We start from the raw sequence: 20611 nt of genomic DNA, 5'->3' as shown, positions 1-20611 counted from the left end.
AATGATTAATGTTTTTTTATGTAAGATTAATTAGTCTCTATTCTTGTAGCAGCTTGTGCGCATAAAGATTTGATTTCTTTTTTCAATGCGTCCTCTGTTATACTTTGATCAATAGCTAATGTATAAGTAAATAATTCGGCTAAAAAAGTTCGTAAAAAGTTTGAATTAGGAAAAATAGGTGTTTCAAAAAAAATTTTGTCTTCTTGTTTATCATCGTCTGTTTTTTGATTATTATAGGCATATTCTAAAGAAATAAAATGAAGGGTATTCGGTTCTACAGTTATTGGATCAAGGTTAGAAGGATCTTTTATTTTGTTTTCCACTTTTTTAAAAATATCTTGTCTTGTGATGTTTAAACCGCCTTCGGCGTTTAACAAGTTAATAAGGTTGTCTTGAGAAGTTAAGGTTTTTAAAAATAACCAAGAAGCTAACATTTCATCTTTTTCAGAAGAATAAAACATATTTATATTAGCACCTTGCATCACATTTTTATATTTATATTCTTCTTTCGTTAACGTGAACAAAGGTACCCTTGATAAACCTACATTTTTCAAATCGCTTTCTTGAACTTTATGAACCAGTCTTGTAGAATCAATAAAAATGCTGCTCTTTTTTTGACAAAACATATCTAAAGCTTTTTGTTCGCCGTTCATTTTCGAAGTAGTCATATAACCTGTATTGTAAAATTTTTCTTTAAAATATTTGATGACTTGTTGTACTTTTTCTCCTCTTAAAAATTCTTCAGCTTCTTTTTGAGTTTTTGGAAATTTTATTCCCGATTGTTGAAAAGCAGTATTCAATAAATTGGCTTCGCTACCGATTACTATCGGAATAAAACCGTTTATGTTTTTTTTAATTCTTTCATTTTTTCGGCAATGATTTCTAATTGTTCCCAAGTTAAGCCTTTTGATTGATCTGTTAGGTAAATAACACCATCTTCATTTATGACTTCGTCTTTAAGGGTATGGTTTAAAACGTTGCGAAATTCTTTAAACATATCTTTATTATAGAAAAGTGTTTCAGTTGTTTTGCTAAAAGGGAAGCTGTAATAATGTTCTCTTCCATCATATCCATGTTCTAATGTATTTTTTTTCAAATAAGTTTTGTAAAATTGACCTTCAATGTTTTTATCATCTCCTTGTATAAAAATATCTAAAGGCACTACCTTATGAGATTTAGAATAAAATTCCACATGATCAGGATATGAAAAAACTAAATTAGGTTGTTTATTAACTGGCAATGCGTTAGCTACGCTTTTAGCGATATTACCCCAGTTTGATTTATTAACTTCTTTAATTTTAATGCTACGATATTTTTTTTCAAATTGTTTAATAACTTTATCTAAAACCTTTTTTTCTTCTGGGTATAAATTATGCCAAAAAACAATTTCTACCTTTTTATCAGGATCTTCGAAATATTTTTGTTGTTGATCTGCATTTTTAAACTTGTTTTCAACTAAAACTTTCAAATCATCATATTCTTTTTGATAAAAAGTTTTATCCTTAGGCGAAGTGAACAAATTGTCAATATAAATCAATATAAAGATTGACAAAAAAAATAAACCAATAAATAAACTATTTTTTTTAAAATTATCCTTTGATGCCACTTTTATTTTCCCCAGATATAATGTATTTTTTTGAAAAAATAAAAATTAATAATAATGGTAAATTAATCAAAACAGAAACCGCCATTTGTAGGTGCAACTGATCGATACCACTTTCTCCGTCAAATGTTTTTCTTATCATATTAGTTAACAATTGACCTCCTACTAATTCTGGCCAAGAATAAGCATTCCAAGCCGCTACTGTTCTAAAAATAACAGTCACAATAATCGAAGATTTAGTGATGGGAATTAATATTTTCCAAAGGTATTCCCAATCAGTAGTACCATCTATTTTAGAAGTATAATATAATTCTTTAGGAACGCGTTGAAAAGCCTGCATAATTAAAAAGACATGAACCACGTTAACTAAATAAGGTAACACCATAGCGAAAGTGACCCCTAAAGGGAAGGAAGCGCCGTTGCCAGTATCAACCATCCCCAATTTAGCTATAGTACGGAAATTAGTTAATACTAAGGTTTCGCTGGTAATCATCATCGCTATAAATAAAAGAGCGACAATAGTTTTTTTGAGAGGGAAATTCAAAATACTCAAAGCGAAAGCTGCCAAAACAGCGAATAAAGTTCCTAAAGTGGTAGAAATGATAACCATTAATAAAGTGTTTAAAAAGTATTTAATAAATTTAAAATTTGGTGTTCGAAAAACTTCTTTATAATTTCTCCATTCCCAACTTTGAGGTAACATTAAAGCGTTATTGGTTTCAATATCGGCTTTATTTTTTAAAGATGTAATAACCATCACATAAAAAGGAAAGGTCAAAAACAGAATAACTGAAAACAAAAAACTAAATTTCATAATGAAAAAAAAATTAATTTTGTGCTTCAATTTGAATTTTTGTATTTTTTCCCATGTGTTTTTAAAAAAAGATTTTATTTTACTCATTTTTTCTTTCGCTATCTACTTTCGCTAATTTATTTTTTCTTTTTTGTAATACAAAGCTAATTGTCGTAAATAAAACGGAAAAAAACAATAATATAACAGCTGCTGCTGCGCCTTTAGAATAAGAATTATAATTAGGACTATTGATTTGAGAATAAATATAACCCACAATAGTTTGAATTTTATAATCAGCGTTTTTACCGAAAACTCCGACAACAGTTTCATATTCTTTCATGATTGTCAATAATTCAATAATAAATTGATAAAAAAGCACTGGAGCCAATAAATGCAATACTATTTTAGTAAAAATGCGCCATTTGGATGCCCCATCAATTTTAGCAGCATCATAATAAGATTTATTAATATCTTGTAAAGCCAATACGAAAACAAAAATTTTAAAAGGTAGTCTGTGCCATATGTTATAAAAAATAATAACAAACATTTTATTCATATAAGGAGCAGAAATATTAATCCAATTTTTAGGTTTCATGCCAAAAAGATTTAAAAAATTATTAAATAAACCTTCCGGCTTATTGATAGAAGGGATGTTATTGTGGTAAAAAAAGGAACTAAAAATCATACCCATAATAACCGTATTAGCAAGTAATGGCAAAAAGAAAAAAGTTTTAAAAAAATCTTTTAAATAATGATTATAAACACTATTCAAAGCTAAAGCGATAACTAAAGAAAAGGTTAAAGAAATAGGGACTGTTAAAAGAACCAAAACTAAAGTATTCCTAAGAGAGTAACGAAATTCCACATCTCGAAGCACTTTAGCATAATTCTTGAAACTTAATAATTCTGTTTTACTAAAAGAATCACTAAATTTTTGGTAATCACCGTTAAAAGAAATAATGATATTTTTAATTAGAGGAAAAAAAGAAAATAAAGTTAAAGCGATTAAAGTAGGAGCTAAATAAAACCAATGTTTATTTTGTTTGTGACCTGCAATTTCTAACATTTATAAAATCCTACTACCATCATTTTGATCAAAAACAAAGCATCTATGTTCCATAATGTTAAAACGAACGGTGGTTTTATTAATATGAGCGAAATCCAATTCTTTTTGTTTATAAGTAGGGATGATAATTTGAAAAATTTTATGTAAAGATTCTGGTTTTTTAGCTAATAAAACAGTTTCTCTGCCGAGACTTTCAATCGCTATCCCTTGAACTTCAAAAAGACCTTTTTCATCTAAAATATAACCTTCTGGTCTGATAGCTATATGAACGTCTTTTTTTTGCCCTTTTAATTCTGATTTATTAAAAAGTACGGTATCGCCAACTTTAACTTCACCATTATTTATAGTACCGTTAAAAATATTAATATGAGGAACACCTAAGAAAGAGGCTACAAATAAATTGGCAGGATTGTTGTAAATTTCTCTAGGAACATCTGTTTGTTGGATATAACCTTTATTCATCACATATATTTTATCACTCATATACATCGCTTCTTCTTGATCGTGTGTGACAAAAACAGCAGTAATTTTGGTCTTTTTTTGTATTCTTCTAATTTCGTCTCTCAATTGAAAACGTAATCTAGTATCTAAATTAGATAAAGGTTCATCTAATAACAGTACTTTAGGGTTTTTAATCAAAGCACGAGCGATAGCGACTCTTTGTTGTTGACCGCCAGAAAGTTCTCCTGGTTTTTTATCTAAATATTCTTCTACAGAAGTTAAAACCGCTATTCTGTCTACTTCTTCTTGTATTTCTTCTTTAGGCATTTTTAAATTTTGCAAAGGAAACATAATATTTTGTTTCACTGTCATATGTGGGTATAATGAGTAATTTTGAAAGACCAAACCTACTCCTCTTTTTTCAGGAGGAAGATGGGTCACATTTTGATCTCCAAAAAAAATTTCCCCTTCGTTCACTTTTAAAAGTCCAGCAATCATATAAAGAATAGTGGATTTACCACAACCGGAAGGCCCTAAAAGACTCACTAATTCGCCTTTTTTAATTTCTAAATTTAAGTCCTTAATTGCATAAGTTTGTTTTTTAGTTTGTTGATTTGTAAAAATTTTGGAAACATTTTTCATTATAATTCCCATGATCGTTTTTTATTAGTATCCTTTTTTGATTTTGTTTTTATTAAAGTTAAAAAGAAATATTATTCGGTACTCTTGGAAAAGCAATTACATCTCTAACATTGTCTAAACCAGTTAAATAAAGCATTAGCCTTTCAAAACCTAAGCCGAAACCGGAATGAACGCATGTGCCGAAACGACGTAGATCTAAATACCATTCTAAGTCTTGTTGGGAAATATTAAAAGCTTTTATTTTAGCTTCCAAAACTTCTAAGTTTTCTTCTCTTTGTGAACCACCAATTAATTCACCTATTTTAGGGACTAAAAGATCCATAGCAGCCACTGTTTTATTATCAGGATTATTTTTCATGTAAAAAGCTTTAATCTCTTTAGGCCAATTAATCACAAAAACAGGCGCTTTAAAAACCTTATCCGTTAAATATTTTTCATGTTCTGTAGCTAAATCGCCACCATAAAAAGGTTTTTGTTCAAAATTTACTTCACTTTTTAATAAAAGATTAATTGTTTTTTCGTACGTTATTTGTGGAAATTTTTCCAAAGTAGCTATAGTAGTTAATCTTTGAATTAAACCGTTTTCGACGTTTTGATCTAAAAATTCAAAATCTTTTTGACTCTTTTCTAAAGAATAAGAAATCACACTTTGGAGCATTTTTTGAGCCATTGCTATATTCTGTCCTAAATCATAAAAAGCCATTTCTGGCTCTACCATCCAAAATTCAGACATATGTCGTTGAGTATGAGAATTTTCCGCTCTAAAAGTAGGGGAAAAAGTATAAACTTTACTAAAAGCGGTCGCGAAAGCTTCAGCTTCTAATTGACCCGTTACAGTTAAATAAGCCGGTTGTCCGAAAAAATCTTGTTTATAATCGATTTGTTTATTGGCGTTTAAAGGGGCTTTGTTTAAATCCAAGGTTGTAACTTGAAATAATTGACCCGCTCCTTCGCCATCGCTACCAGTTAAGATGGGTGTATGCACGTTAATAAATCCTTCTTGTTGAAAAAAATGATGAATAGCCATAGAAACTGTGTTACGAAGGCGAAAAACTACCCCAAAGAGATTAGTTCTTAATCTGAGATGAGCCACTGTGCGTAAAAACTCTTTAGAATGTTTTTTAGGTTGAATAGGATACTCATAAGAACTATTGCCTAAAATATGTATTTGAGAAACTAACAATTCAAAAGGTTTTTTAGCTTGAGGAGTAGCGACCAAAACACCTTCCGCTTTTACAGCAGTTCCTATCGTCAAATAGTCTTTAATCTTGTTTAAATCAATCCCTTCAGATTCTTTTAAAACTATTTGCAAGTCATCTACAAAAGTGCCATCATTTACATCAATAAAAACAAATTTTTTTTGAAAACGACCGTTTTTTATCCAACCATTAATGGTGATCTTTTTGTTTAAATAAAGAGCGTAATCGGTATAAATATCTTTAACAGAACACATTTTTTTAGCTCCCGCCAATAAAATAATTATTAATATTTTAAAAATTGTTTTAATTCTTTGTCAGAATATTAATAAAATCATCAAATCATATTTTTTATTCAAATCAAATTATAATGTTTACATGGAAAAGAATCATTTTATCAATAATTATTAAAATAATGCATAAATAGATAAAAAAGAAAATAAAACTAAAAAAGATAAAAGTTTTCGTTCATACAAAATATAAGATAAATACGTTATTTTATCGATCTTAAGATTTTAAAAACTAATATTAATAATAAGATTTCATTAACTACCTATTTAAAAATTTTAATAATCATTAAAAATTAAGAAAAATGTAAAAACTTTTTTACAAACAAATAAATATAATTCACTTTAATTATAAGTTATTTTATATATAATTGTCAAGTTATTTTTAACGAATTAACTTAACAAATGTCTGTGGAGTTTATCATAGAGAAGATAAATAAATCCTGTTCTTGTCATAATGAAAGAAATTAGGTCATTAATATATTCACAGAGAAATGCATAAATCAACGATATTGTCTTCATTTTATGTTTTTTTATGTTATGAATTTTTGCGTTTGTTTAAAAAGATTAATTTTTGCCCTCAAACTATTGCAAAACAAACGTATAATAGAGACATAAATAAAAAAAGCAAATCATTTTTAAGCATACATTAAGAATCTATTAATTATACTTTTGCTACAACAACAATCAAAGAAAGAAAAGATAAAACTCAAAAAATTGGCGACAACTAAAAAAATGCATTATAACCGCTATAATATCTTCCATATTGATATTATGTTTTATTTTAGGGCTAATTATGTTTTATCAGACGCCCCGAAAATTACCTCCGAAAAACAATATTGGAACTCATGAAAAATATGAAAATAAAGATGATTACGACAACGATTTAAAAGAATGGAAAAAACAATATTATATCAAACAAGGAGAATATAAAGGCAGAGAAATCAGAAAAAAATTATATAGAGAAAGTCAAACCCTTTACAATAGCGAAGGAAATAAACATCAATACAAATATAAAAAAGGTTTTATCAATGATGAATGGTTTTTGGATAATATTAATTTAGGTACTTCAATGGTTTTAAAAGATTTTCAATGGAAATTAGATTATTTAGACACTACACCACCGCCCGCTATATCTGAAAAGATGACTTTTTCCAATGAAACTTACCGACCACCTATCTAAATATTTAAAGGCTTGTTTGGTCGTTTTTATGACATTGAATTTCACCCTAATAATGGTAAAATGATTAAAAAAACTTACTATAATATCCAAGATAACAAAAGAAATATGGTGTAAGAATACGACCTTGAAAACGAAAAATTAAAAAGAACTATTTATTATAATTCTGATGATTCAGCGAAAGAAATCATTGATCATTAAAGAACATTGTTTTCGCCTTAAAGACCTTATTTGAATGAGGTCTTTTTTATTAACTTAAGAAGATTGTAAAAACAATAAAAATATATATAATATTAAATAAACTAAAAATAATGAAAAAAGATCAAAATAAAAAATTTACAGTGTATAATAAAATTCAATTAAAAGTTGATAAATTAGATAATAATGACAAATTACAATTATTCAAAGAATCTGTTTCCAAAAACAAAATTAAATGTATTATTAATTATAAATTAGTTCCAGAACAATAATAATACTATCAGATAAGCAAGAAAAGAACCTATATAACAAAGATTTAAAAAGTTATATCCTTTCTCACCCTCTTCTCATCCTCCCTCATAACCAAGTTTTTAACAAATCTCTTATTTTCTTTAAAAAAACGATTGACAAACCACTTTATTTAAGTTATAATTTAATTATAAAATTTTAAAAAAATAAAAGATTAAATTCAGAGGTAGCGATGCAGATTAGTATTATACGGAGAAGGCATTCTTAGAAGTGTAAGAAAGGTAATCATCGCCGTTGCTCCAATAATAAAGATAGGATGTTCAGGGTCATTTTCAAATGATGTCATTTCGGTTTTGAATTGGTTTACCACATTGGCAATTTCTGAACCAGCTTCTAAAGTGAAGGGGAGATTATTTTCTTTGGCAAAGTCTCTAACTAAGGTTGTTTTACTTGTACCAGGGATTCCATACATTAAGATGCCTAAGGGCGTTTCAATTACACCGATGTTTTCATAATTAGATTTGTTATTTAGATAATCAATGAAACCATCAACGGCTTGTTTTTCTTCTTTGAACCTGATTAATTGGTTGAAAGAAGGGAATTGTTGGTTATTAGAAGAATGAAAATTTGATTATTCTTGATTATTAATTGTTGTAAATTAGTGGTTGTTATTTTTTGGAGATTTTTATTTTGGGTTTCTAATTGTTTATGATTTGTTGTGAGATTTTTTTCAATTTCCATTAAAGTTTGATGATGAATCCAAACATAACTTTCTAAACATAAAATAATTGATATTATTATGAATATCATTAATTTAGTTAAATTAAAAATTTGCTTTGGTTTGTTTTTAATAATCATATTTTATTTCCTTTTTTAAAAAAAAGAACAAGGAGTTTCCTTGTTCTTTTAGTTTTTTTATTATGCTAAATTAGAGATGTTTTTTTCAACAGTTTGAAGGCCATTATCATAAGTTTTACCTTGGGAATCGACTAATTCGTAATCACAAATTAATGTTAATTGAGGTTTTTTAGTATTAATAATTTCTTTTTGTTCGATTCCGAATAACCACGAAGAAAAAATGAACAATAAAGAATAAGGTTGCGGTTGCCAAAACAATCAAGAACAACAAACAGAAAATTGTCAAACAGATGAAGTTTGTGAATATTATTAAAAAAACATCTTCGCGCAAAAGGATAAGTTAATATTTTAATTAAGAAATAATTGCTATTTTTTATAATCAAAAAAGACTATTTTGACTTAGTCTTTGTTTATTGTCAAAATTTTTTCTTTTTTGTTTAATCAAAAGTTTTTTATATTATAATGAAATAGTCAATAATAAAAAAAATAACATTTTCCAATATTTATTTACAGAATAAATATTTAATGTTTGCTTTCTATTGTTTTTTTCAAAAAAATTAATAAAAAAGATTGACTTTATTCAAAAATATTGTTAAAATCTTAAACGGTTAAAAAATAAAAGTTATTTTAAATTAATTAATTCATTTTGAGAAGACATTAATTTAAAAATATCCTATTAATATTTCTTGTTAATAAAATTTATTTTTACTATTGTATTTCGCACTATTTTATTTTTTAAGATTTAAATTATGCAAATATGGCCCGTTGGAGAAACGGTTAACTCACATGCCTTTCACGCATGCATTCACGGGTTCGAATCCCGTACGGGTCACCAATTTTAAATAAAACAACTTAAAAAGCAACTCATAGCTCAATAATTGATATAGGCACTCATAGCTCAATTGGATAGAGCATCTGACTACGGATCAGAAGGTTAGGGGTTCGAGTCCTCTTGAGTGTGCCATTTTAATTTTAAATATACAATTTTAAAGCGGGAAGTAGCTTAGCTTGGTAGAGCGCCTGGTTTGGGACCAGGAGGTCGCGGGTTCAAATCCTGTCTTCCCGACCATTAAAACAAAGGCGAATGTCGTATAATGGCTATTACCCTAGCCTTCCAAGCTAGAGATGTGGGTTCGATTCCCATCATTCGCTCCACATCGATTTATTCCAATAAAAACAAAAAATAAAATTAATTATTTTTGATGTTTTTAAGAAATAATTGTTTCTTTTTAATATTATTTTTTGTTTTTATTTGATTTTTTTTACAAAGCAAGTTGACATTTTGGCAGCAATGTATTATAATTAGTAAGTACATTTAATCATTTTGCGCAATTTTAAAATTTGGATGAAAAAATTTTAAAATATAAAATATTTCTAGGAGCAACATTATTATTCATGAATAACATAAACGTAGAACAAAAACAAGAATTAAAGTTAAATAATAAAACTATTAGCGTTAACAATCAAATGGCGACAAGAAAATGGTATATAGTAGACGCTGAAGGAAAAACTTTAGGACGTTTAGCAACTAAAGTAGCTTCTGTTTTAAAAGGCAAAGGTAAAACTCATTATACTCCTCATATTGATAATGGCGATTATGTAGCAGTTATCAATGCTTCTAAAATCCATTTAACAGGTAAAAAATGGGAACAAAAAACCTATTACAGACATTCAGGTTATCCAGGCGGTTTAACTAAAGTAATGGTTTCTGATATGTTGAAAAAATCTCCTACTTTAATTGTTGAGAAAGCTGTTTTCGGCATGTTACCGCATACTAAACTTGGACGCCAAATGCGTAAAAAATTATTTGTTTATGCCAACGAATCGCATAGACACGAATCACAAAAACCTAAAGTGTTAGAGGTATAATGAAAATGAAGAAAAATCAATATTTTGGAACAGGCAGACGTAAAAGTTCTGTAGCGAGAATTATTTTAATTTCTGGCACAGGACAAATTAAAATTAATAAAAGAGATTTTACTAATTATGTCCCTTCTCAAGAAACTCGTTTAGAAACTTTAAAACCCTTAAAATTAACTAATACTTTAGAAAAGTATGATGTGGTTGCGAATGTTTACGGCGGCGGAATAACTTCCCAAGCTGGAGCGATCCGTTTAGGCATTGCTAGAACTTTATTAGAAGCTGAACCTAATTTAAGAGTTATTTTAAAAAAAGCTAGTTTATTAACTAGAGATTCACGTTGTGTTGAGCGTAAAAAATACGGTTTAAAAAAAGCTCGTCGTGCACCTCAATTTTCCAAACGTTAATTTATTTCTTAATAATATTTTTCACTAGTATGAAGAGCCTTTTAAAAAAGGCTCTTTTTTAATTTTAAAATACTTTATTAAAATAATTTATTATATAATGAGCTTATTAGAAGGAGAAAGCAGATGCAAAAAATAAGAGTACGTTACGCCCCAAGTCCGACCGGTTTTTTACATATCGGCAATGCTAGAACCGCTTTATTTAACTATTTATTCGCTGCGCGTTATCAAGGTGAATTCATTATTAGAATTGAAGATACTGATTTAGAGAGAAACGTCGCTGACAGTGAAAAAAAACAATTAGAACAGTTAAATTGGTTAGGTATCAAATGGACCGAAGGGCCTGATATTGGCGGATCCTTAGGACCTTATAGACAATCCGAAAGATTAACGTTTTATCAAAAATATACCCAAATATTGTTAGAAAAAAAACTGGCTTACAAAGAATACCAAAACGATAATTCTAAATATGTAGTACGTTTTAAAGTTCCTGCTGAAACCAAATATGAGTTTAAAGATTTAATTCGAGGTTCTTTATCTTTTGACAGTAAAGAAATCGAAGACTGGATCATTATGAAAGAAAATGGTTATCCAACTTATAATTATGCTGTAGCAATAGATGACCATTTAATGGCGATTTCTCATGTTTTTCGCGGTGAAGAACATATTACCAATACTCCGAAACAAATGATGATTTATCAAGCTTTTGGGTGGGAAATACCTACTTTTGCGCATATTTCTTTAATTTTAAACGAACAGAAAAAGAAACTCAGTAAAAGAGATAAGAATGTAATTCAATTTATTGAAAAATACATGATTTTAGGTTATGTTCCAGAAGCTTTATTTAATTTCTTGTTTCTCTTAGGTTTCGCCCCTAAAAGTAATAAAACTATTTTTTCTTTAGAAGAAATGGTGTCTTTATTTGATAAAACACGCTTTATTAAAGCGCCCGCTATTTTTGATGTACCCAAATTATCCTTTATTAATAGCCAATATTTGAAAAAAATGCCTCTTGTGGATTTAGTTTCTCAAACAGCCGTTTTTTTTAACCAAGCCAAGATTGTTATTTCTCAGGAGAAATTAACCAAAATAGTGTCTTTATTTCAAAGTAGAATTAGTTATCTAGCAGAAACAGTACGCTTATACCAAAGCTTTTTTGTAGAACCGAAAGAAGTTAAAGAAGAATTTTTAACCTTTATTAAAGAAAATAAAGGTTTTAACTTGGTGCAAATTTTATATAATATATTATATAAGTTAGAAAATTTTGATTCTGTTAACATCAAAGAAAGTATTACTATATTAGAACAACGATCCTCTTTAAAAGGTAAAAATTTATTTATTTTAATTCGTATAGCATCCACTTTACAAATGAATGGCCCGCATTTACCTATTTATTTAGAATTATTAGGGAAAGAAACTGTTTTAAAAAATATCCAAACTATTTTAAGTCTCTAATTTGAAAAGAATTAACTTATTAAGTTAAAAAAACTATCTGATAAAAAAAACAATCATTAATTAACAAATATCTTATTTTAAAAAAGTAAAAGGAATATCATGTTGAAAATTTATAATTCATTAACTCAAAAAAAAGAAAATTTTATCCCTTTAACTGAAAATGAAGTTAATATTTATGTTTGTGGTCCGACTGTTTATGATCACCTTCATATCGGCAATATCAAGCCTTTAATTTTTTTTGATATGATGAAAAGATATTTCACTTTATTAGATTTTAAGGTTAAATTAGTCGTTAATATTACGGATATAGATGATAAAATCATTCAAACTGCTTTAGCTAACGATACCACAGAAGCTCAAATTGCTCAACATTATATTCAAGTTTTTTTTACTTTATTAAAAAAACTAGATATTGATACCATTGATAAATTTCCTTTGGTAAGCAATTATATCAAGTCTATTATCACTTTTATCCAAGATTTAATGCAAAAAGGTTATGCTTATCTAACCGAAACAGGCGTTTATTTTCGTGTTAATTTAATTGATAATTACGGTATTTTAAGTAAACAAGATTTAACTAAATTGAAAAAAAACGCTCGTAAAGAGTTAGATCCTCAAAAAGAAAATGTTGAAGATTTTATTTTATGGAAAAAAACCGAAACAGGCGTTCAATACGAAAGTCCTTGGTTTTTAGGTCGACCTGGTTGGCATACTGAATGTGTTGTCATGATTAAAGATATTTTTAAAACCACTATTGATATTCACGGTGGTGGCAATGATTTGAAATTTCCTCATCATGAAAACGAACAAGCTCAGTTTGTAGCTAGTCAAAAAAAACCTTTAACTAATTTTTTCGTTCATATAGGACGGGTGGATTACCAAAAACAAAAAATGAGTAAATCCTTAAATAACGTTGTTTTAGCGAAAGATGTGTTAAAAGATTTTGAAGCTAACGTGATTAAATTCTTTTTTTTATCACATCATTACTTACAACCTATTAATTTTAGTTATGAATTGCTTTTACCTATACAAACTAAATATCATAAAATAGTTCATGCTTTAAATAAAAACAATTTTCAATTAAAAATGAATCATACAAAGGCTTCTAATAAAAAATTAGCTTATTTACAACAATTTCATCAGTTGATGCAAAATGATTTTGATACTCCTAATGTGGTCACTCTCATAGATCAAATTATCAAAGAATTGAATAAAACTCATGTTTTGATCGAAATGTCGGAATTACAAAACACTTTATTATATTTGTTTCAACATTTAGGGATTTCTTTACCTTTAAAAAATATTACTCCCAAAGATGTAACTCTTTATCAAAAATGGCTTCAAGCGAGACAAAATCAAGATTTTAAAAAAGCAGATCTTTTAAGAAAACTTTTAGAAGAAAAAAGTTTTATTTGAAAAAACATCTTTTTCCTAAAAAAAATGATAAAGTCGATATCAAAAATGGTAGGTTATGATTATGAATAAAAAAACTGATAACAAATTTTTTAACCTTACAGGACTTCCGCAAGTAGAAGTAGAAAAACAACTACAAGAAAGAAAAAAAAATCTTAAAAAAGATAAGAACAGTAAAAGTGTGAAAGATATTATTGTTTCTAATGTTTTCACTTTGTTGAATTTATTAGTTTTAATCCTGTTTATTATTATTATGGCAATTAAAAGATACGATCAATTATTGTTTTTATTGGTTAATTTTTTAAATTTATCTTTAGGTATTGTCCAAGAAATTAAGGCTAAAAGAACTTTAGATAAGATTTCTTTGTTAATGTCTAATGATACTCATGTAGTGCGCGATAGCGTTTTAAAATCGGTTTCTATGAATGAAGTAGTAGTTAAAGACCTTTTATTTTTAGAATTAGGGGCTCAGATTGTAGCAGACGCTAAAATCGCTGAAGGTACTTTAGAAGTAAATGAATCTTTTTTAACAGGAGAATCTAAAACGGTTTTCAAAAGTAAAGGCGATTTTTTATATTCTGGTAGTTATGTTGTTTCCGGACGTGCTTGTGCGGAAATTACGGCTGTGGGTGATGAGATGTATATTTCTAAATTAACCCATGAAGCAAAAAAATATAAAAACATCAAAACCCCTTTAATGCAAAATTTCGCTAATTTAGTCATGGTGATAATGATTTTATTAATCCCTACTACTTTTATCTTTTATTTTTCTTACGAATCTAACATTCGCACTGAAAATAAATCAGAATTCCTTTTAGGTTTAAGTGGTTTTATGATAGGAATGATGCCTTCAGGTTTATTCTTATTGACTAGCATGTCCTTAGCGGTTGGTTTCGTTAATTTAGCGAAAAAGAATGCTTATATGAAAGATTTATTCGGGATTGAGATGTTAACCCAAATAGATATTTTATGTTTAGATAAAACTGGCACTATTACTGATGGAACTATGGAAGTCAAAGAAGTTTATTCTTATCCGGAAGCTAAAAAAGTTTCTGAAGATTTAATGACTAGTATTATTAGCGCTTTTCCGGATGATAACCCAACGCAAAAAGCTCTACATCATAAATTTTTAAAGAATGATTATTTTCTCAAAGGGAATCATAAAATCAAAAAGATTGAGTTTTTCTCTAGTTTAAGAAAATATAGCGCCGTAGAATTTGAGAAAGAAGGCACTTTTCTTTTAGGAGCTCCAGAAATTATTTTCAAAAAAAAATTTGCTAAAATAGAAAAAGATGTCGAAAAACACGCTAAAATGGGTTATAGAGTGTTATTGTTAGCTCAAACTAGTGAAAGTATAGAACAAATGGATCATAATACTGAATATCAAGCTGTTTTCTTAATTATGTTAGAAGATAAAATTAAAGCAGATGCTTTTGATACCGTGACTTATTTTAAAAATTTAGGGATTCAAATAAAAATTATTTCTGGTGATAATCCTTCTACTATTTCTTATATCGCCCAAAGAATAGGCGTTATTGAAAGCAAAAAACAAGCTATCAGTTTAGCTGGTCTAAGTGAAAAAGAAATAATTAAAATAGCTCATAAATACGACGTTTTTGGGCGAGTAACGCCAGAACAAAAACAAATTCTAATTAAAACTTTGAAACAAGATAATAAAAAAGTCGCGATGATTGGCGATGGTGTTAATGATATTTTAGCTTTTAAAGAGTCAGATATGTCGATCGCTATGGCTTCCGGTAGTCAAGCAGCTCAAAATGTAGCTAATTTAGTTTTAATCGATTCTAATTTTAGTTCTTTACCGCAAGTTGTTTCTGAAGGTAGAAGAGTAATTAATAATTTAGAAAAAAACTCAGTTTTATTTTTAGTAAAATCTATTTTATCTTTTTTATTAGCAGTCATTACTATTTTCCACAATTATTACTCTTCAATGGATGGTATAATTTTCCCTTTTGATCCTTTAAAATGGAATTTAATTGATATCTTTTTCATCGGAACCCCGTCTTTCTTTTTATCTTTAGAACCTAACGATAAACCTTTAAATAAAAATTTTTTAAACAATATTTTAAAAAACGCTTTTTTCTTTGCTTCTTTAATTGCTTTTAATTATATTTACTTATTGCATGTGAAATGGAGCGATCAGACGAAAAGGCATGATCATGTTTCAGTTTTGTTGATGTTAATCACTTCCTTTATGTTCTGTTTCTTGTTATTTAAGAACTGTCTTCCTTTTAATAAATGGAAAACACTATTATTTCACTCTATGATTGTAGGTTTTTTAACCTTTGGACATTGGACTTTCTTTAGAAAAAGAGAATTCCAAAAAGTATTGTTCAATATTACTGATAAAATATATAACCATTTAACGGTTTTTATACTTTTAGCTATTATCAATATCATTTTTGTTTTAGGCATGATATTTATTAAACAATTAACCGCTTTTAAGCAGGAATTGTTTAATAAATAATGCTTATCAACGTAATTTCAAGGAAAGAATTAAAATCATGATTATTTATGGAAAAAATATCATCAAAGAGACCATTAACGCTAAACGACCCATTTATAAGATATACATTGATGTAAAAATGACTGATACAGCGTTTTTAAACCATTTAAAAAACCATAATCTGACATATGAGATGTTAAATAAACACCAATTAAACGAAAAAGCGCAAAACACTCAACACCAAGGAGTTGTTGCTGAAGTCCAAGATTATACTTATAAAAATTTAGCGGATTATTTATCGACTGATAAAATACAAAAATTTTTAATTTTAGACGAAATACATGATCCTCACAATTTAGGAGCCATTTTAAGAAGCGTGGAAGCTGCTAATTTTGACGGCGTTATTATAGGTAAAAAACACCAAGTTCTTTTAAACGGAATAGTGGCTAAAACCTCTAGTGGAGCTTTCGAATACGTTAATATTTTTTTAGTTAATAATTTACACCACACTATTTTACAATTTCAAAAACACGGTATTAAGGTAATTGGAACCGATATAAAAGCAGAATTAGTGTTTAACGAAATCCCTCAAAACGAATCTTTTGCTATTATTTTGGGTAATGAAGGTATCGGAGTTAGACCTTTGTTGAAGAGAAATTGTGACTACTTAGTACGGATTCCGATGAGTGGGAAAATCAATTCTTTAAACGTTAGTGTAGCTGCGGCTGTGATTATGTTCGGTTTACAAATGAAATAAAATAATATATTTCGTTAATTTTCAAAAAATATGTTAAAATAAAGAGGATATATTTTGATTTACTTAAATTTATTTTTTTATCTTTAAAAAAAGAAGGATTCTGAAAAATGACTAAAAAAAATATTTTAATATGTGTTGTATGTTTAAATCGTAATTATCCTACTGATGATCATAATAGAAGTAATCGTTTAACTTTGAAGAAATATTGTCCTCACTGTAAACAACACGTTTTACATGAAGAATCTAGATAAATCAAATATTAAATTAGAGGAGTTTTTATGTCATATAAAAATAAAGAAGCAAAACACGCAAATCCTTTGTTTAAAATAATCAAACAAGAATATGGTTTGATCAATGTTTTTTTGATCGTTTTGACTATGGTGTTTATGGGCGTTTTTGGCGATTTTATAAAACAAGATCAAGAAAAATCATTATATAAAGTCTTATTTGGCGCTGCTTTAGCGGTTTTCTTATTAAGTGTTGTTGTCTTGATGAAAAACACCATGAAAGGTATGAAAACGGTTAGCCTACCGACAGGTAAGCAAATTTTTTTCCAAATTATACAGGTTTTAATTTTTATCTTGATTTTAGTAACAATGAATACAAACTTTGAAACGCTTTATAAAGATTATATTTCCAAATGTAGTGGGTATTTTCAAAATAAATAAGATATAATGATTTAATAGAAAATAAATTATATTAATTTAGGGTGTTTGAATATGATAGATACAAAAGAAAAAGAAATAGATAAAGTTGTTAATAAAACGCAAGAAAAGCAAAATAGCAAAAAAAACAACGATAATGAACCCAAATGGTATATCATTCAAACTTATTCAGGTTATGAAAATTCTGTTAAAGAAGATTTATTAAGAATTGCTGATAGCGGCGTTGGTATTTCCAGTTTAATTTTAGACGCTATTTGCCCAAAAGAAACTTATTATAAAACTAAAGCCGACGGCACTAAACAAACAAGAGAGAAAAAAATCTATTCTGGTTATGTGTTTGTTAAAATGGTTGTGACTGATCATTCTTGGTTTGTGGTAAGAAACATTCCGAAAGTGACTGGTTTTTTAGGTTCTATTAGAGGAGGCGGTTCTAAACCCGTTCCTTTGAGTGATAACGAAATAAGACCTATTTTATTAAAAATGGGGATCATCGCTAAGCCTAATTACGATTATTTAATCGGTAAACAGGTAGAAATCACTAACGGTTCTTTTGCTGGTCAAATTGGTAAAGTATCTTTTGTAGATCATAATCAAGATAAAATTATTGTTGAAATTGATCTATTCGGAAGAGCTACACCTATCGAAATTTCTTTTGATTCTTTTAAAGCAGTCCTTTAATGATTGTTTTTTTGAATTAGTGTCTTTTTTAATGCTGTAAATATGTTATAATATCTCAGTTATTATTTTATTTTCTTAAATTTTTAAATATATAATTTTTTTTATAATACAAATTAATAAAAAAAGAGGTTTGAATAAAATGGCTAAAAAAGTTGTAAAAACTGTAAAACTTCAAATTCCTGCAGGGAAAGCTAATCCGGCTCCACCAGTAGGTCCAGCTTTAGGTCAGGCTCAAGTAAATATTCCGTCTTTTTGTTCCAAGTTTAACGAAGAAACTAAAGATCAAATGGGTTTTGTTATTCCAGTGATTATTTCTGTTTACGATGATAGAAGTTTTACTTTTGTTACTAAAACTCCGCCAGCTAGTGATCTTTTGAAAAAAAGCTGCTAATATCCAAAAAGGCTCTGCTAACGCTAGCAAAAGTAAATTAGCAACCATTAAATATGAACAAATAGAAGAAATCGCTAAATTAAAAATGTCTGATTTAAATGCTTATACAGTTGATAGTGCTTGTAAAATAATAGAAGGTACTGCACTTAATATGGGTATTGTAGTTGAAAAATAATTTATTTCCTTTATTAGTGGAAATAAATATTTTTAATGATTTTATTTTGAATAACGTCCTAGAAAGGTTTTAAATTTTAAATAGGTTTTTTTAAATATGAAAAGAAGTAAGAAATATTTAGCTATGCGTCAAATGATAGATTCTAAAAAATCTTATTCAGTTTCGCAAGCAGTTGATTTAGTTCAACAAACTCAATTAGTTAAATTTAATGCCACTGTTGAATGTATTTTTTCTTTAAATCTTGATCCTAAAAAAGCAGAACAAAATATTCGTGGCGCTTTAGTGTTACCTCATGGTAGCGGTAAAAAGCTAAAAGTAGCTGTTCTAGCTAAAGGGATGAAAGTTAAAGAAGCTGAAGAAGCTGGTGCTGATGTAGTAGGAGACCAAGAATTAGTGAATAAAATCACTAAAAATTGGTTAGATTTTGATGTTTTAATCGCTACTCCTGAAATGATGCCAAGTGTGTCCAAATTAGGACGTGTTTTAGGTCCTAAAGGTTTAATGCCTAACCCTAAATTAGGAACAGTTACAGACAACTTAGCTCCTTTAATTAAAGATATTAAAAAAGGGAGAATAGAATATAGAGTTGATCAAAATGGTAATTTACACACTATTTTAGGAAAAACTTCTTTCAGTAAAGAACAATTATTTGAAAACGCTCAGTTTTTATACAAACATATAGCTTCTGCGCGACCTAAAACAGTAAAAGGTAATTTTATCAAATCCATGACTCTTTCTTCTACAATGGCTCCTGGTGTTAGAGTTGATCATACTTTAATGAGTTAAAAAAAACTTTTTTGAAAAAATATTTGTAGTGTGCGATATATACAAATAAATAGAAAGTGATAAAAAAATATGTTAAGATCTGTTATTGAAAAGAAAATAAAAAACGTTAACACTTTAACGGAAAAATAAACAAATCTAAATTAGTGGTTTTATTTGAATATAAAGGTCTTAAAGTGAGTGATTTTACTCAATTAAGAGTACAATTAAGAGAATTTGGCAGCAATATCAAATTATATTCTAATAACATCATTAAAAGAGCTTTTGTTTCTGTTGATCATCAAGATTTAGCTGATTTTAAAAACTCAAAAGCTTTATTATTTAGCGAAGATGACTTAATTTCACCGTTAAAGGTTTTATATGATTTTTCTAAAACAAATAAATTTGTTAAAATTTCTTCTGGACTTGTTGAAAATAAAATATATTCAGTTGAAATGATGCATGAGTTAGCTACTTTGCCTTCAAGAGAAGTATTGTTAACTATGTTAGCTTCAGGCATGTTAATGCCTTTAAAAGAATTATCCGTCGGATTAGATATTTTATCTAAAAAAGAATAATAAATATAAAATTGTTAAAATGATAACAAAAGAGAGGAATCAAACAAATGACTAAATTAACTAAAGAGGTTTTTATTGAATCTTTAAAAAGGATGTCTTTATTAGAAATTAAAATATTAGTAGATGGATTAAAAGAAGAGTTCGGAATTGATCCTTCTGCTTCATTAGCTTTAGCCGGTAACGGCGCTGACTCAGCTGCTGTAGTTGAAGAACAAACAGAATTCCGAGTTATTTTGAAAAACTTTGGTTCTAGCAAAATAAATGTTATTAAAATGATCCGTGAAATTACAGGTTTAGGATTAGTAGATGCTAAAAATTTAACTGAAACACCTGATGCTACTGTTAAAAAAAATGTTAGCAAAGACGAAGCGGAAAAAATTAAAACTAAATTAGAAGCTTTAGGCGCTAAAGTAGAATTAAAATAATATTCGTTAAAAAATATTATTAGTAAAAAACCTGAGGAAAAAATCTTAGGTTTTTTATTGTCTTTTGACTT

The 20611-nt window shown here is 27.9% G+C and carries 23 protein-coding genes, 4 tRNA genes and 1 pseudogene; 19 read left to right on the top strand and 9 right to left on the bottom strand.

The genetic code is table 11. The annotated features are described in order from the left end of the window. Nucleotides 1-26: 26 nt before the first annotated feature. The 6 genes from CPX_RS03455 to asnS are packed head-to-tail and all read right to left on the bottom strand — an operon-like array spanning nucleotide 27 to nucleotide 5998. A complete protein-coding gene (locus tag CPX_RS03455) occupies nucleotides 27-896 on the bottom strand; it encodes an extracellular solute-binding protein (protein WP_268760245.1) in 870 nt (289 codons plus the stop codon). Next, nucleotides 842-1552: an ABC transporter substrate-binding protein gene (locus CPX_RS03450; RefSeq protein WP_268760244.1), complete on the bottom strand. Its 711-nt coding sequence runs from the start codon at nucleotides 1550-1552 to the stop codon at nucleotides 842-844. Before CPX_RS03450 ends, CPX_RS03455 begins: the two co-directional genes overlap by 55 nt. Before the next feature lie 37 nt (nucleotides 1553-1589). Then, the gene (locus CPX_RS00635; RefSeq protein ID WP_053521334.1) at nucleotides 1590-2504 is read right to left on the bottom strand and encodes a carbohydrate ABC transporter permease; all 915 of its coding nucleotides are present in this window, start codon (nucleotides 2502-2504) and stop codon (nucleotides 1590-1592) included. Further along, nucleotides 2497-3462, bottom strand: a complete 966-nt coding sequence (locus tag CPX_RS00630; RefSeq protein ID WP_053521333.1) for a carbohydrate ABC transporter permease — start codon at nucleotides 3460-3462, stop codon at nucleotides 2497-2499. The genes CPX_RS00635 and CPX_RS00630 overlap by 8 nt, the downstream gene beginning before the upstream one ends. Next, complete coding sequence (locus CPX_RS00625; RefSeq protein WP_053521332.1) at nucleotides 3463-4557, bottom strand: ABC transporter ATP-binding protein; 1095 nt, start codon at nucleotides 4555-4557, stop codon at nucleotides 3463-3465. A 46-nt stretch (nucleotides 4558-4603) separates the two neighbouring features. Then, the gene (gene asnS, locus CPX_RS00620) at nucleotides 4604-5998 is read right to left on the bottom strand and encodes an asparagine--tRNA ligase (RefSeq protein ID WP_053521331.1); all 1395 of its coding nucleotides are present in this window, start codon (nucleotides 5996-5998) and stop codon (nucleotides 4604-4606) included. Between the two features lie 826 nt (nucleotides 5999-6824). Here asnS and CPX_RS00615 point away from each other — a divergent pair. Beyond that, nucleotides 6825-7211: a hypothetical protein gene (locus tag CPX_RS00615; RefSeq protein ID WP_053521330.1), complete on the top strand. Its 387-nt coding sequence runs from the start codon at nucleotides 6825-6827 to the stop codon at nucleotides 7209-7211. Between the two features lie 308 nt (nucleotides 7212-7519). Then, nucleotides 7520-7678 carry a hypothetical protein gene (locus CPX_RS03020; protein ID WP_161802328.1) on the top strand — a complete coding sequence of 53 codons (159 nt, stop codon included), beginning with the start codon at nucleotides 7520-7522 and terminating at the stop codon, nucleotides 7676-7678. Nucleotides 7679-7875: 197 nt separating this feature from the next. Here the strand turns inward: CPX_RS03020 and CPX_RS03180 are convergent, their stop codons facing one another. From CPX_RS03180 to CPX_RS03070, 3 genes are all read right to left on the bottom strand, one after another. Beyond that, a complete protein-coding gene (locus tag CPX_RS03180; protein ID WP_053521329.1) occupies nucleotides 7876-8127 on the bottom strand; it encodes a P-loop NTPase family protein in 252 nt (83 codons plus the stop codon). Between the two features lie 107 nt (nucleotides 8128-8234). Further along, entirely contained in the window at nucleotides 8235-8513 is a 279-nt protein-coding gene (locus CPX_RS03175; RefSeq protein ID WP_053521328.1) for a hypothetical protein, read from the bottom strand. A gap of 60 nt (nucleotides 8514-8573) precedes the next feature. Next, the gene (locus CPX_RS03070; RefSeq protein WP_053521327.1) at nucleotides 8574-8771 is read right to left on the bottom strand and encodes a hypothetical protein; all 198 of its coding nucleotides are present in this window, start codon (nucleotides 8769-8771) and stop codon (nucleotides 8574-8576) included. A gap of 501 nt (nucleotides 8772-9272) precedes the next feature. Between CPX_RS03070 and CPX_RS00595 the strand changes: the two genes are divergently transcribed. From CPX_RS00595 to rplL, 17 genes and pseudogenes are all read left to right on the top strand, one after another. Further along, nucleotides 9273-9348 (top strand) — tRNA-Glu (locus CPX_RS00595). 52 nt (nucleotides 9349-9400) lie between these two features. Continuing rightward, nucleotides 9401-9477 (top strand) — tRNA-Arg (locus CPX_RS00590). A gap of 28 nt (nucleotides 9478-9505) precedes the next feature. Then, nucleotides 9506-9582 (top strand) — tRNA-Pro (locus tag CPX_RS00585). 11 nt (nucleotides 9583-9593) lie between these two features. Then, nucleotides 9594-9668 (top strand) — tRNA-Gly (locus CPX_RS00580). 240 nt (nucleotides 9669-9908) lie between these two features. Then, the gene (gene rplM, locus CPX_RS00575; RefSeq protein ID WP_053521326.1) at nucleotides 9909-10382 is read left to right on the top strand and encodes a 50S ribosomal protein L13; all 474 of its coding nucleotides are present in this window, start codon (nucleotides 9909-9911) and stop codon (nucleotides 10380-10382) included. Nucleotides 10383-10387: 5 nt separating this feature from the next. Continuing rightward, a complete protein-coding gene (gene rpsI, locus CPX_RS00570) occupies nucleotides 10388-10780 on the top strand; it encodes a 30S ribosomal protein S9 (protein ID WP_200902619.1) in 393 nt (130 codons plus the stop codon). A gap of 123 nt (nucleotides 10781-10903) precedes the next feature. Beyond that, nucleotides 10904-12232 carry a glutamate--tRNA ligase gene (gene gltX, locus CPX_RS00565; RefSeq protein ID WP_053521324.1) on the top strand — a complete coding sequence of 443 codons (1329 nt, stop codon included), beginning with the start codon at nucleotides 10904-10906 and terminating at the stop codon, nucleotides 12230-12232. Nucleotides 12233-12331: 99 nt separating this feature from the next. Continuing rightward, nucleotides 12332-13648, top strand: coding sequence for a cysteine--tRNA ligase (gene cysS, locus CPX_RS00560; protein WP_053521323.1), 1317 nt, complete (start codon nucleotides 12332-12334; stop codon nucleotides 13646-13648). Nucleotides 13649-13709: 61 nt separating this feature from the next. Beyond that, complete coding sequence (locus CPX_RS00555; RefSeq protein ID WP_053521322.1) at nucleotides 13710-16130, top strand: HAD-IC family P-type ATPase; 2421 nt, start codon at nucleotides 13710-13712, stop codon at nucleotides 16128-16130. 37 nt (nucleotides 16131-16167) lie between these two features. Continuing rightward, nucleotides 16168-16866: a 23S rRNA (guanosine(2251)-2'-O)-methyltransferase RlmB gene (gene rlmB, locus CPX_RS00550; RefSeq protein ID WP_053521321.1), complete on the top strand. Its 699-nt coding sequence runs from the start codon at nucleotides 16168-16170 to the stop codon at nucleotides 16864-16866. 107 nt (nucleotides 16867-16973) lie between these two features. Continuing rightward, a complete protein-coding gene (gene rpmG, locus CPX_RS00545) occupies nucleotides 16974-17117 on the top strand; it encodes a 50S ribosomal protein L33 (protein ID WP_053521320.1) in 144 nt (47 codons plus the stop codon). Between the two features lie 27 nt (nucleotides 17118-17144). Then, on the top strand, nucleotides 17145-17534 hold the full coding sequence (locus CPX_RS00540; protein ID WP_053521319.1) for a hypothetical protein: 390 nt from the start codon (nucleotides 17145-17147) through the stop codon (nucleotides 17532-17534). Between the two features lie 51 nt (nucleotides 17535-17585). Beyond that, nucleotides 17586-18209, top strand: coding sequence for a transcription termination/antitermination protein NusG (nusG, locus tag CPX_RS00535; protein WP_053521318.1), 624 nt, complete (start codon nucleotides 17586-17588; stop codon nucleotides 18207-18209). 139 nt (nucleotides 18210-18348) lie between these two features. Next, a pseudogene (gene rplK, locus CPX_RS00530) lies at nucleotides 18349-18775 on the top strand (50S ribosomal protein L11). 96 nt (nucleotides 18776-18871) lie between these two features. After that, nucleotides 18872-19561 carry a 50S ribosomal protein L1 gene (gene rplA / locus CPX_RS00525; protein WP_053521316.1) on the top strand — a complete coding sequence of 230 codons (690 nt, stop codon included), beginning with the start codon at nucleotides 18872-18874 and terminating at the stop codon, nucleotides 19559-19561. Nucleotides 19562-19734: 173 nt separating this feature from the next. Next, nucleotides 19735-20115: a 50S ribosomal protein L10 gene (gene rplJ, locus CPX_RS00520; RefSeq protein ID WP_235443171.1), complete on the top strand. Its 381-nt coding sequence runs from the start codon at nucleotides 19735-19737 to the stop codon at nucleotides 20113-20115. A 47-nt stretch (nucleotides 20116-20162) separates the two neighbouring features. Beyond that, nucleotides 20163-20540, top strand: a complete 378-nt coding sequence (gene rplL / locus CPX_RS00515; protein WP_053521315.1) for a 50S ribosomal protein L7/L12 — start codon at nucleotides 20163-20165, stop codon at nucleotides 20538-20540. Nucleotides 20541-20611: the final 71 nt, after the last annotated feature.

The sequence above is a fragment of the Candidatus Phytoplasma pruni genome (assembly GCF_001277135.1).
Taxonomy (GTDB): domain Bacteria; phylum Bacillota_I; class Bacilli_A; order Acholeplasmatales; family Acholeplasmataceae; genus Phytoplasma; species Phytoplasma pruni.
Note: the sequence above shows the minus strand (reverse complement) of the source record. Positions and strands in the feature narration are given on the sequence as shown.